Source organism: Pseudomonas sp. Sample_11 (genome assembly GCF_004307505.1).
Classification (GTDB): domain Bacteria; phylum Pseudomonadota; class Gammaproteobacteria; order Pseudomonadales; family Pseudomonadaceae; genus Aquipseudomonas; species Aquipseudomonas atacamensis.
In genome coordinates this window covers 59,759-72,023 of the sequence record NZ_RCOD01000024.1, presented here as the reverse complement: position 1 = coordinate 72,023, position 12,265 = coordinate 59,759, and the positions used below count along the sequence as shown (strand labels likewise).

Annotated in this window: 10 protein-coding genes and 1 tRNA gene; all 11 read right to left on the bottom strand. The window is 61.8% G+C overall.

Annotated elements, in window-relative coordinates:
* Positions 1-107 precede the first annotated feature (107 nt).
* Positions 108-183, bottom strand: a tRNA-Val gene (locus D8U60_RS05405).
* Positions 184-386: 203 nt separating this feature from the next.
* Positions 387-1,163: an SDR family oxidoreductase gene (locus D8U60_RS05400; protein ID WP_130899647.1), complete on the bottom strand. Its 777-nt coding sequence runs from the start codon at positions 1,161-1,163 to the stop codon at positions 387-389.
* The gene (locus tag D8U60_RS05395) at positions 1,160-2,371 is read right to left on the bottom strand and encodes an O-succinylhomoserine sulfhydrylase (RefSeq protein ID WP_130899646.1); all 1,212 of its coding nucleotides are present in this window, start codon (positions 2,369-2,371) and stop codon (positions 1,160-1,162) included. Before D8U60_RS05395 ends, D8U60_RS05400 begins: the two co-directional genes overlap by 4 nt.
* A 71-nt stretch (positions 2,372-2,442) precedes the next feature.
* The gene (gene purF, locus D8U60_RS05390) at positions 2,443-3,948 is read right to left on the bottom strand and encodes an amidophosphoribosyltransferase (protein ID WP_016773943.1); all 1,506 of its coding nucleotides are present in this window, start codon (positions 3,946-3,948) and stop codon (positions 2,443-2,445) included.
* 41 nt (positions 3,949-3,989) lie between these two features.
* Positions 3,990-4,550 (bottom strand): CvpA family protein, encoded by a 561-nt coding sequence (locus tag D8U60_RS05385; protein ID WP_016773942.1) that lies wholly within the window; start codon positions 4,548-4,550, stop codon positions 3,990-3,992.
* A 98-nt stretch (positions 4,551-4,648) separates the two neighbouring features.
* Complete coding sequence (locus D8U60_RS05380) at positions 4,649-5,311, bottom strand: SPOR domain-containing protein (protein WP_024012393.1); 663 nt, start codon at positions 5,309-5,311, stop codon at positions 4,649-4,651.
* Entirely contained in the window at positions 5,295-6,602 is a 1,308-nt protein-coding gene (gene folC, locus D8U60_RS05375; RefSeq protein ID WP_130899645.1) for a bifunctional tetrahydrofolate synthase/dihydrofolate synthase, read from the bottom strand. Before folC ends, D8U60_RS05380 begins: the two co-directional genes overlap by 17 nt.
* Complete coding sequence (gene accD, locus D8U60_RS05370; protein ID WP_016773939.1) at positions 6,599-7,519, bottom strand: acetyl-CoA carboxylase, carboxyltransferase subunit beta; 921 nt, start codon at positions 7,517-7,519, stop codon at positions 6,599-6,601. The genes folC and accD overlap by 4 nt, the downstream gene beginning before the upstream one ends.
* A 199-nt stretch (positions 7,520-7,718) precedes the next feature.
* A complete protein-coding gene (locus D8U60_RS05365) occupies positions 7,719-8,351 on the bottom strand; it encodes a phosphoribosylanthranilate isomerase (RefSeq protein ID WP_024012391.1) in 633 nt (210 codons plus the stop codon).
* 64 nt (positions 8,352-8,415) lie between these two features.
* The gene (gene truA, locus D8U60_RS05360; RefSeq protein ID WP_016773937.1) at positions 8,416-9,240 is read right to left on the bottom strand and encodes a tRNA pseudouridine(38-40) synthase TruA; all 825 of its coding nucleotides are present in this window, start codon (positions 9,238-9,240) and stop codon (positions 8,416-8,418) included.
* A 275-nt stretch (positions 9,241-9,515) separates the two neighbouring features.
* Positions 9,516-12,176 carry a FimV/HubP family polar landmark protein gene (locus tag D8U60_RS05355; RefSeq protein WP_130899644.1) on the bottom strand — a complete coding sequence of 887 codons (2,661 nt, stop codon included), beginning with the start codon at positions 12,174-12,176 and terminating at the stop codon, positions 9,516-9,518.
* Positions 12,177-12,265 lie beyond the last annotated feature (89 nt).

Genomic DNA, 12,265 nt, shown 5'->3' with positions numbered 1-12,265 from the left:
CGCGACCCCCGGCGTGACAGGCCGGTATTCTAACCGACTGAACTACCGCTGCGCGTCGGTGCAGGCACTTTCAGCCTACTCTCTTGCTTGCGCAAGCTTCTCGGGAGTGGTGGGTGATGACGGGATCGAACCGCCGACATTCTGCTTGTAAGGCAGACGCTCTCCCAGCTGAGCTAATCACCCGTTTGCATCTCCGAGGCCGCGAAATTTACGCAGGTGGCGAAGCTAAGTCAATAGCAGGATTGGAGTTTTTTTCAAAAACGGCTTCAAGCTTCAAGCTTCAAGCTTCAAGCTTCAAGAAAAGGATGATCACCTAAAGCAGGCACACCAGCGTCTTGCTTTAACTTGAAGCTTGCAGCTTGCAGCTTGAAGCTCGAAGCTGCCTTTCACTGCTCGTAGATCATCTTCTTGGTCATGCCGCCGTCGACGACGAATTCCTGGCCGGTGACAAACCCGGCATTCCTCGACAGCAACCACGCCACCATCGCCGCCACGTCCTCGACAGTCCCTACCCTGCCCGCCGGATGCTGGGCGTGATCGGCATCGGCCAAAGGTTCGGCGCGGCGCACAGAGGGATCACGAGTATCGATCCAGCCCGGACTGACTGCGTTCACGCGGATTTCCGGCCCGAGGCTGATCGCCAGTGCGTGAGTGAGCGCCAACAGCCCGCCCTTGCTCGCAGCGTAGGCCTCGGAGTCCGCCTCCGACTGTCGCGCGCGGGTCGAGGCCAGATTTACGATCGAACCGTTGTGCGCACGCAGATACGGCGCACAGTGCTTGGCCAGCAACATCGGCCCGCTCAGATTCACCGCCAGCACCCGATTCCAATACGCCAGATCGAGGCTTTCCAAGGTGATGTTGTGCGGATCGGCGACCGCCGCGTTGCAGACCAATGCATCAAGGCGACCAAACTGCCCCAATACCTCGGCCACGCCCAGCGCGACCTGATTTTCGTCGGCAACGTCCATGGCGATAAACCAGGCATTCTCGCCCAGCACCTTCGCCACTTTCGAACCACGCGCCCGATCGAGATCGGTCAGCACCACTTGCCAGCCTTCGCTGATCAGCCAGGCGGCAATTCCGAGGCCGATACCGCGTGCAGCGCCAGTGACCAGCGCCACGCGGCCATGGGTATTGGCCGCCGGTGTGGACAACTCGATCACAATGCCGCCAGACCGCGCGCCAGGTCAGCTTGCAGGTCAGCCACATCTTCCAGACCGACCGCAACGCGGATCAGACTGTCACGAATGCCTGCCGCTTCACGCTCCTGTGGCGCCAGACGGCCGTGGGAGGTGGTGCTTGGATGGGTGATCGTGGTTTTGCTGTCGCCGAGGTTGGCGGTGATCGAAATCAACCGCGTGGCATCGATTAAGCGCCAGGCGCCTTCTTTGCCGCCCTTGACCTCGAAGCTGACCACCGCACCAAAACCCTTCTGCTGGCGCTGGGCCAACTCGTGCTGCGGATGGCTCTTCAGACCGGCGTAATGGACCTTCTCGATGCCGTCCTGCTGCTCCAGCCATTCGGCCAGCGCCTGAGCGTTCGCGCAATGCGCTTTCATGCGCAGGTTGAGGGTCTCGAGGCCTTTGAGGAAGATCCACGCGTTGAACGGGCTGAGGGTCGGCCCGGCGGTCCGCAGGAAACCCACCACTTCTTTCATCTGTTCACCGCGACCGGCGACAACGCCGCCCATGCAGCGACCCTGACCGTCGATGAACTTGGTCGCCGAGTGCACGACAATGTCCGCGCCGAGCTTCAGCGGCTGCTGCAACGCCGGGGTGCAGAAGCAGTTGTCGACCACCAGCTGCGCGCCCTTGGCATGAGCGATTTCTGCCAGCGCGGCGATATCCACCAGCTCGGCCAACGGGTTGGACGGCGACTCGACAAAAAGCAGTTTGGTGTTGGACTTGATCGCCGCGTCCCAGGCTGACAGATCGGCCAGCGGGACGTAATCGACTTCGACGCCGAAGCGCTTGAAATACTTCTCGAAGAGGCTGATGGTCGAGCCGAACACGCTACGCGATACCAGCACGTGATCGCCAGCACTGCACAGGCTCATCACCACCGCCATGATCGCGGCCATGCCGGTGGCCGTGGCGACGGCCTGCTCGGCGCCTTCCAGCGCGGCGATGCGCTCTTCGAATGCGCGCACGGTCGGGTTGGTGTAGCGCGAATAGACGTTGCCGGGCACTTCGCCGGCAAAGCGCGCCGCTGCATCGGCAGCGGTGCGGAACACGTAACTGGAGGTGAAGAACATCGGGTCACCGTGCTCGCCTTCCGGCGTGCGGTGCTGACCGGCACGGACGGCCAGGGTATCGAACGCTACGCCTTCGAGGTCGCTGTCCAGCCGACCGGCATCCCATTCCTGACTCATGCTGTCTCTCCTTGCTGTTCTCGAACAATAAATATCAGATACAAAACCGGCCCCTCAGGGCCGGTGGAAACTCAGTTGTTGTACAGATCGATGATCGCACTGACTGCCTGGGTCTTGACCTTCGAGGCATCGTTGCGCGCCTGTTCGATCTTGTTCAGGTAAGCCTCGTCGACGTCACCGGTCACGTACTTGCCGTCGAACACTGCGCAATCGAAGTGCTCGATCTTGATCTTGCCGCCACCGACCGCTTCGATCAAGTCAGGCAAGTCCTGATAGATCAGCCAGTCAGCGCCGATCAGATCGGCCACGTCCTGAGTCGAACGGTTGTGCGCGATCAGTTCGTGAGCGCTCGGCATGTCGATACCGTAGACGTTCGGGAAGCGCACCGCAGGTGCCGCCGAGCAGAAGTAGACGTTTTTCGCGCCGGCTTCGCGGGCCATCTGGATGATCTGCTTGCAAGTGGTGCCGCGCACGATCGAGTCATCGACGAGCATGACGTTCTTGCCGCGGAATTCCAGCTCGATGGCGTTGAGCTTCTGGCGTACCGACTTCTTGCGTGCGGCCTGGCCCGGCATGATGAAGGTGCGACCGATGTAACGGTTCTTGACGAAGCCTTCGCGGAATTTCACGCCCAGGTGATTGGCCAGTTCCAGCGCTGCGGTACGGCTGGTGTCCGGAATCGGGATGACCACGTCGATGTCGTGCTCAGGGCGCTCGCGCAGGATCTTCTCGGCAAGCTTCTCGCCCATGCGCAGACGCGCCTTGTACACCGACACGCCGTCGATGATCGAGTCCGGACGCGCCAGGTAGACGTGTTCGAAAATGCACGGGGTCAGCGACGGGTTGGTTGCGCACTGACGGGTGTGCAGCTTGCCATCTTCGGTGATGTACACCGCTTCGCCTGGCGCGAGGTCGCGGATCAGGGTGAAACCGAGCACGTCCAGGGAAACGCTTTCCGAGGCGATCATGTACTCGACGCCTTCGTCAGTGTGACGCTGACCGAACACGATCGGACGAATGCCGTGCGGGTCGCGGAAACCGACGATGCCGTATCCGGTGACCATCGCCACCACGGCGTAACCACCCACGCAGCGGTTGTGCACGTCGGTCACAGCGGCGAACACGTCCTCTTCGGTCGGCTGCAGCTTGCCGCGCTGGGCCAGCTCGTGAGCGAACACGTTGAGCAGCACTTCCGAGTCGGAACTGGTGTTGACGTGACGCAGATCGGATTCGTAGATCTCTTTGGCCAACTGTTCAACGTTGGTCAGGTTACCGTTGTGCGCCAGGGTGATGCCGTACGGCGAGTTGACGTAGAACGGCTGGGCTTCGGCCGACGTCGAGCTGCCGGCAGTCGGGTAACGGACGTGGCCGATACCCATGTGGCCGACCAGACGCTGCATGTGACGCTGCTGGAACACGTCACGCACCAGGCCATTATCCTTGCGCAGGAACAACCGGCCATCATGGCTGGTCACGATACCGGCAGCGTCCTGGCCGCGGTGCTGGAGCACGGTTAGCGCGTCATACAGCGCCTGATTGACGTTCGACTTACCGACGATACCGACGATGCCACACATGCGACGCAACCCCTACTTAATGGATCTGAACTGAACAGCACTCACTGAGGCGTTTTCGCCGTCGGCAAGAGCTGCTCCTTGAACGGAATCTCAGCGGGTACGCTGATTCCGCTGGCAAGCCACTGACTGCTCCACCCGAGTATCAGGTTTTTGGACCAGTCGGCGACCAATAGAAACTTGGGCACGAGCTGTGATTCTTTCCACCACCCGTCCTGCTGTACCGGCCCCAGGCTCAACAGCCCGACCGCCACGACCACCAGCAACACGCCACGCGCTGCGCCGAAGGCCATGCCGAGGAATCGATCGGTCCCGGACAACCCGGTGACGCGAACCAACTCGCCGATAAGATAATTGATCATTGCGCCCACGATCAGTGTGGCGACAAACATGATGGCACAGCCCGCAATCACGCGAGCCGATGGGGTTTCGATGTATCCGGCGAGGTACTCGGACAGTGAGCCACCAAACATCCAGGCAACCGCTCCTGCGATGATCCAGGTCAGCAGCGATAACGCTTCCTTTACGAAGCCGCGGCTCAGACTGATCAATGCGGAGATGGCGATGATTGCAACGATCGCCCAGTCAACCCAGGTAAATGGCACAGTGCAGCCTACAGACGGATAAGGCGGCGCATTTTAGCAGAGCGCATGGCTGTCGGTAAGCTGCGATTGTCAGTGCTTTTCAATCGAGGTGATAGATTTCAGCCACGTTCAGGCTGAAAACGGACAACGAAGCCTTTGAGGTTCTGCTGACGACTCAGCAGATCACGCAGACGGTCGGCTTCGGCACGCTCGATCAGCGGACCGACGAACACCCGATTCTTGCCATCGGCCGAACGAATGTAGGCGTTATAACCCTGGCTGCGCAGGTTCTTCTGCAGGCTCTCGGCGCTGGCACGGCTCGACAGGCTGGCAAGTTGCACTGACCAGCTCACCGACAGACCGTTGGCATCGACGCGGCTCTGCGTGGTGTCAGGCTTGCTGGTTGCGGAGGTGATTGGCTGAGCCGGCGCCGGAATCGGCTTGGCCACTGGTGGCGGCGTTGCCGGGCGGGCAATCTGCGCCGGGATGGTCGGTGCCGGGGCGGCAGGAGCAGCAGCCGGAGCAGCAGGCACCACTTCTTCAGCGACCTCTTCGTCCGTTGGCACCGGCTCTTGTGGCAAAGCCTGGGGCTCAGGCACGGCGACCGGGTCCATTTGCACTTGCGGCATGGCCGAAGGCTGAGGCGCAGCCGGGGCCTCGACGGTCACCTGACGCTGCTCATCCTGACGGGAAAACAGCATCGGCAGGAAGATCACCGCCAGCGCCACCAGCACCAGCGCGCCAACCATGCGCTGCTTGTACGCTTTATCCAGCAAAGCCATTTGCCGCTTCCTCCGTGGAGCGCCGGGCCAGCCATTCAAGGGCCTCGGCGACACAATAAAATGATCCGAACAACAGAATCTCGTCGTCGCTGGTTGCTATAGCGCACTGCCCTTCCAGAGCGGCCGCAACGCTGGCATAGGACGTAACCGAAGCACCAAGGTTCTGCAGCGCTGCCTCAAGCTCAGCTACGGGACGCGCACGCGGCGAATCCAGCGGCGCGACAGCCCAATGCGCGACACTAGCATTCAATTCGCCAACAACACCATCGAGATCCTTGTCCGCCAGCAACCCGAACACCGCCAGACGCTTGCCAACCGGCGGCCGCGCAGCCAGACGTCGCGCGAGATATTCAGCGGCATGCGGATTGTGACCAACATCCAGCAACAGGTTCAGGCGCTTGCCATTCCATTCGAACGAACGACGATCGAGGCGCCCGACCACGCGCGTCGCCTGCAACGCCGCGACAATCTGTTCGGCATTCCACGGCAAACCTGTCAGCAGATAGGCTTGCAGCGCCAGCGCGGCGTTTTCCATCGGCAGATCAAGCAGTGGCAAATCACGCAATTCGACCGCTTGGCCCTGCGCGTCGGTACCGCGCCACTGCCAGTGCTGCTCGGTGAAGCCAAGATCGAAATCGCGTCCACGCAGGAAGAACGGGCAAGCCAGTTCGTGCGCCTTGTCGAACAGTGGTTGCGGAGGATTCAGGTCGCCACACAGTGCAGGCTTGCCCTGGCGGAGAATTCCGGCCTTCTCGAAGGCCACGGATTCGCGGGTATCGCCCAGATAATCGGCGTGATCGACGCCAATGCTGGTGACCAGCGCAATATCGGCATCGACTACATTGACGGTATCCAGACGCCCGCCCAACCCGACTTCAAGCACCACAGCGTCAAGCGCAGACTGCTGGAACAGCCAGAACGCCGCAAGGGTGCCCATTTCGAAGTAAGTCAGGGAAGTGTCGCCGCGGCCCGCCTCGACCGCAGCAAAGGCTTCGCACAGCTGCGCGTCAGTGGCTTCGACGCCGTTGAGCTGCACCCGCTCGTTGTAACGCAGCAGGTGCGGAGAATTGTAGACACCAACGCTCAGGCCCTGCGCACGCAGCAACGAAGCCACGAACGCGCAGGTCGAACCCTTGCCGTTGGTGCCAGTGACCGTGATCACCCGAGGCGCCGGCTGGCCCAGCCCCATGCGGGACGCTACCTGTTGCGAACGCTCCAGGCCCATGTCGATGGCCGACGGATGCAACTGCTCGAGGTAGGCGAGCCATTCACCAAGGGTGCGCTGGGTCATACGTTGGCAGGCACCGGCGGCACCACGATCGGTTCGATCGGCGCGGCGACGAACTTCGGCGTCGGCTTGCCGGTCATCTGTGCCAGCAGGTTACCCAGACGTGGGCGCAGTTCCTGACGGTGGATGATCATGTCGATCGCGCCGTGCTCCAGCAGGAACTCGCTGCGCTGGAAGCCTTCCGGCAGTTTCTCGCGCACGGTCTGCTCGATTACCCGCGGACCGGCGAAGCCGATCAGGGCTTTCGGTTCGCCGACGATGACGTCGCCAAGCATCGCCAGACTGGCGGAAACGCCGCCGTAGACCGGGTCGGTCAGTACGGAGATGAACGGAATGCCTTCTTCACGCAGGCGCGCCAGCACGGCCGAGGTCTTGGCCATCTGCATCAGCGAGATCAGCGCTTCCTGCATGCGTGCACCACCGGAGGCGGCGAAGCAGATCATCGGGCAGCGGTTTTCCAGTGCGTAGTTGGCAGCGCGCACGAAGCGCTCACCGACGATGGCGCCCATGGAACCGCCCATGAAGTTGAATTCGAATGCCGAAACCACTACCGGCATGCCCAGCAGGGTACCGCTGACCGAGATCAGCGCATCTTTCTCGCCGGTCTGCTTCTGCGCAGCGACCAGGCGGTCCTTGTACTTCTTGCCGTCGCGGAATTTCAGACGGTCAACCGGCTCCAGGTCAGCACCCAGTTCGTTGCGGCCTTCCGGATCGAGGAAGATGTCGATACGCGCACGTGCGCCGATGCGCATGTGGTGGTTGCACTTGGGGCAAACGTCCAGGGTCTTTTCCAGCTCCGGACGGTACAACACCGCCTCGCAGGACGGGCATTTGTGCCACAGACCTTCAGGCACCGAGCTCTTCTTGACCTCCGAGCGCATGATCGAAGGGATCAGTTTGTCTACTAACCAGTTGCTCATGCTTTCTTTCTCCAGTACCGGCGGCCCGAACGCTCTGGTTCGCAGCCCCGCGTATGCCCTTGAGCTAAATTCATGTGTGTGGCGATGGTTGATGAACAGTCGCGGTCAGCGCGGAACATGACCTGCGTACGATTCAGCAACCCTCAGCCGCGCCTGCTTTGTGCAAGTGCATTGATGGACGGCGGCAGACTGCCAGCCGTCACATCGACGATGTATTGCCGCGCACCGCGTTGATGAATGCGCGAATCTTGTGGTGATCCTTGATGCCTTTGCTCGCTTCTACCCCGCCGCTGACATCCACCGCGTAGGGCTTGACCCGCGCTACCGCATCAGCAACGTTCTCCGGCGTCAGGCCACCGGCCAGAATCAGCGGCTTGCTCAGGTGTTGCGGAATCAGTGACCAGTCAAACGCCTCGCCGGTTCCGCCAGGCACCCCTTCGACATACGTGTCGAGCAGTACGCCACTGGCGCCGGGAAAGGCATCGCAGGCAGCGGCAATGTCATCGCCAGCCTTGACCCGCAGCGCTTTGATGTACGGACGATGCCAGCCTTCGCACTCCTGCGCGCTTTCGTCGCCATGAAATTGCAGCAGATCAAGCGGCACCGCATCGAGGATTTCTCCCAGCTCGCAACGACTGGCATTGACGAACAGCCCCACGGTGGTGACGAACGGCGGCAACGCCTTGATGATCGCCCTTGCCTGCTGCACATTCACTGCACGCGGGCTCTTGGCGTAAAACACCAGACCAATCGCATCGGCGCCGGCTTCGACGGCGGCCAGCGCATCTTCGATGCGGGTAATGCCGCAGATCTTGCTGCGAACAGCTGACATGTCAGGAAAACCTCAAGGCAAAATCCGAAAACGTCCCGGATGGTAACAAAAGCGTCCGAGGGCGTCAGCCGTCAAGTTCGGAGAAACCCGTAAGGAAATGTGGCCCGATAAAGCGCTCGGGTAACGGGAATTCGTCGTGGTACTCGACCTGCACCAGATACAGCCCGTACGGATGCGCCGTCACCCCGCCGGAGCGACGCTCGCGACTCTCCAGCACTTCTTTCATCCACTCCACCGGGCGCTCCCCGGCACCGATGGTCATCAGCACACCGGCAATATTGCGCACCATGTGATGCAGGAAGGCATTGGCCCGAATGTCGAGCACGATCATCTTGCCGTGACGAGTCACGCGCAGGTGATGCATCTTCTTGATCGGCGACTTGGCCTGGCACTGACCGGCCCGGAACGCGCTGAAATCGTGAGTACCGATCAGGTACTGCGCGGCCTCGGCCATGCGCTCGGCGTCGAGCGGGCGGTGATTCCAGGTGATTTCTTCGTTGAGGTGCGCCGGGCGAATCTGATCGTTGTAGATCACATAGCGATAACGCCGGGCGATGGCCTTGAAGCGCGCATGAAAATGCGCCGGCATGACCCTGGCCCAACTGACGCTGATGTCGTGAGGCAGATTGATGTTGGCGCCCATGACCCAGGCTTTCAGCGAGCGATCAACCTGGGTGTCAAAGTGCACCACTTGCCCGCAGGCATGCACGCCGGCATCGGTACGCCCGGCGCATTGCAGGGAAACCGGCGAATTGGCGACTTTCGACAGGGCCTTTTCAAGCTCTTCCTGCACCGTCGCCACACCGGTCAACTGACGCTGCCAGCCGCTGTAGCGCGAGCCTTTGTACTCAACGCCCAGCGCGACGCGGTAAAAGCCGTCGGGCGCCATTTCGGCGACCGGGTTATCTATGTTTGCCAAGGTGGTACAGCCTGCTGATTTTGCAAAGGCGGGCATTATAAGGCGGTGGGCCGGGGATGCCAGAGGTTCTCTGTCGCATGATCTGCCGCCATCGCTGGCAAGCCAGCTCCCACATTGATTTGCGGCGCGCACCCAACCTGTGGGAGCTGGCTTGCCAGCGATGACGACGGCACTCACAACCCTTCATCCGGCACAAACAAAAACGGCAGCCCCACCGGGCTGCCGCTTGTTGTTTACCGCTGAACTTACGCCAGGTTGGAAAGCATTTCCTTTGCCTCTCCCCGCTGCTTCTCGTCACCCTCGGTCAACACTTCGTTGAGGATGTCACGGGCACCGTCGGCGTCGCCCATGTCGATGTAGGCCTGGGCTAGATCGAGTTTGGTCGCCGCTTCGTCGGTGCCGGCGAGGAAGTCGAAATCGTCTTCGCCCAGATCGTCACCCATCGCCGCGTCCGCTTCGGTGAAGCTCGGCTCGGCCATGCTTTGCGACAGGCGATCCAGCTCGGCATTGACGTCGTCCAGCTCGGCCGAGAAGGCATCCGGCTCAGCAGCCGGGTTGCTGTCCATTTCGTCCGCCAGCGACAGGTCGAAATCGGCTGGCAGCTCCAGATCGTCCTGCGGCACGTCAGCGACAACCGGCGTCTCGACCGGCGGCACGTCCTTCACGCCGTCGTCCAGATCCAGCAGGAAGTCATCTTCAGCCAACGTGGCCGGCGATGGTTCGGCGCCGAGATCCATATCCAGATCGAAGTCCGACAGATCGTCGAGATTGTCTTTCATCTCGGTCTGCTCTTGCAGCACCGAAGCGAAGCTCAGATCGTCTTCGGCCGGAAACGCGTCGAGCTCGACAGGCGCTTCTGGCTCGACCGCTGGCGCAGGATCGACCGGGGTGATGTTGTCGAGGTCGTCCAGACTCAAATCGAACGCGGTGTCGAGGTCGTCAGCGGCGGTCTCGGGCGCTTGCGGCTCGTCCTGCAACAGTTCCTTGACGTACTGCGCGTCCAGCTCGGCAGCGACGGCGGCAGCCGCCAGTCCACCGGCAGCAACCACGGCCATGGCCGGGAAGCGGCTTTTCAGTGCTTCGACCTTGGCGAAGTTATCGCCATTAGCCACCAGTTGACGCTCTTGCGCAACGAACGCATCGCGATCGCCCTGCTGGCCGTAGACTTCCATCAGCTTCAGGCGCAGATCGCTGCGTTCCGGCTCAAGGCTGACGCCCTCTTCCAGCAGCGCGGCGGCTTGATTGAGGCGACCGGCATTGATGTGCGATTGCGCTTTGTCGAGCACGTCATCCGATCGCTCGCCGGCCGGGGCCACCAGAGGTGCGGCAATCGGCGCAGCCATCACCACCGGAGTGACGACCGGTGCAGGGGCTGGCGCAGGTGCCGGAGCTGGCGTATTGAGTTTGACGCTGGCTGCCGGGGTTTCGAGGCCAGAGAAGCTGCTTTCCGGCAGTTCCTGCTCAGCGGAGAACTCTTGCTCTTCAGCCAGAGCGCGGGCCATGCGCAGGTGCTTTTCGGCTTCCTGCTGGGCTTTGCGACGGCGCGCCAGCAGCAACAGCAGAAGCAGCAGAACCACCGCACCGCCGCCGATCAGGCCGAGCAGGATCGGATTGGTCAGCAGTTCATTGAAGGCTTTGTCGTCATCGGCGGCAGCAGGCGGCGTAGTTTCGACCACCGGCTCGACGACTGGCTCAACCGGGGTTTCCGCTGGCGGCGCGATGGCCGACTCTGGAGTCGGCGAAGCCGCTGCGGCGTCGGCCGGAGTGGCTGGCGGTGTCGCGGCCAGATCGGCAGTGATCGCCGGCACCGGCGGCACAGCAGCAGTGGCGCCAGGCGCAGCGCCGGCGCCGTCGGCCTGCATCTTCGCCAGTTGATTGTTCTTCAGCTCGATCAGCTTTTGCAGCTTGTCCAACTGGCTCTGCAGATCCGCCATGCGGCTTTTCAGTTCCTCGTTGTCACGACGGGTCGTGTCGAGGTTTTCCTGGGTGATTGCCAGTTTGTTGCTCAGCGCCTTGGCGTCGCCGGCCGGGCCTTTCGCACCGGGCTTGGCGCTTTCCGCCGAGACCAGGCTTAGATTGTCCTGAGTGTTGGCCGCTGCACCGGTATTGCCACGGCCGCGATTGGTTGCATCCAACTGCTGCTGACCGGTGCCAGGCTTGGCCGCGTAACGACGGCCCTGACGCCAGGCTTCGTTCTGCGCCGCCACTTCAGCGATGGCCGCCGACTGCGGCAGCGCCGTGCTTTGTACCGGATCCGGCAGACGCAGCACCTGACCGGTTTTCAGACGGTTGATGTTGCCGTCGATAAAGGCATTCGGATTGAGCGCCTGAATCGCCAGCATGGTCTGCTGCACCGAGCCGCCGTTGCGCGCCTTCGCGGCGATTTCCCACAGGGTGTCGCGCGGCGTGGTGGTGTACTGATTGCGATGGGTGGCGCCAGTGGTTGGCGCAGTGATGGTCTGCGACGGCGCCGGTTGCGCGGCGGCGTCTGCGGTCTGCGGCGAGAACTTCGACGGATCGAGCAGCACGCTGTAATCACGCAACAAGCGGCCATTGGGCCACATCACCTGCACAAGGAACTTCACCATCGGTTCCGACAGCGGTTGGCTCGAGGTCACGCGCAACACGCTTTTGCCGTTGGCGTTGAGCACCGGGGTGAACGTCAGGTCATTGAGAAAAGCCTGACGGTCGACGCCGGCCTTGGCGAAATCTTCAGGGGAAGCCAGGCTCGGCACCACTTCGGCAGCGGTGAGATCCTTGACGTCGAGCAGCTCGATTTCAGCCACCAACGGCTGGTTCAGGGTCGACTTCAGGGTCAGCTCCCCGAGCCCGAGGGCATGCGCCATACCGGAGGACAGCGCCGAGGCGGCCGCTATTGCTAACACCAGTTTGCGAACTTGAACCATAGCCTCATCCTTTGTTTGAACGTTCCTCGGCCAGCGAGAAGCTTTTGAATACCGCTGCCGTAAGGCATTGCGCGCGACGACGGGTGTCG

Excerpts from the sequence above, each read along its gene's own strand:
- D8U60_RS05395 (WP_130899646.1), bottom strand. The coding sequence starts at position 2,371 with ATGAGTCAGGAATGGGATGCCGGTCGGCTGGACAGCGACCTCGAAGGC.
- purF (WP_016773943.1), bottom strand. The coding sequence starts at position 3,948 with ATGTGTGGCATCGTCGGTATCGTCGGTAAGTCGAACGTCAATCAGGCG.
- D8U60_RS05380 (WP_024012393.1), bottom strand. The coding sequence starts at position 5,311 with ATGGCTTTGCTGGATAAAGCGTACAAGCAGCGCATGGTTGGCGCGCTG.
- folC (WP_130899645.1), bottom strand. The coding sequence starts at position 6,602 with ATGACCCAGCGCACCCTTGGTGAATGGCTCGCCTACCTCGAGCAGTTG.
- accD (WP_016773939.1), bottom strand. The coding sequence starts at position 7,519 with ATGAGCAACTGGTTAGTAGACAAACTGATCCCTTCGATCATGCGCTCG.
- D8U60_RS05365 (WP_024012391.1), bottom strand. The coding sequence starts at position 8,351 with ATGTCAGCTGTTCGCAGCAAGATCTGCGGCATTACCCGCATCGAAGAT.
- truA (WP_016773937.1), bottom strand. The coding sequence starts at position 9,240 with ATGGCGCCCGACGGCTTTTACCGCGTCGCGCTGGGCGTTGAGTACAAA.
- D8U60_RS05355 (WP_130899644.1), bottom strand. The coding sequence starts at position 12,176 with ATGGTTCAAGTTCGCAAACTGGTGTTAGCAATAGCGGCCGCCTCGGCG.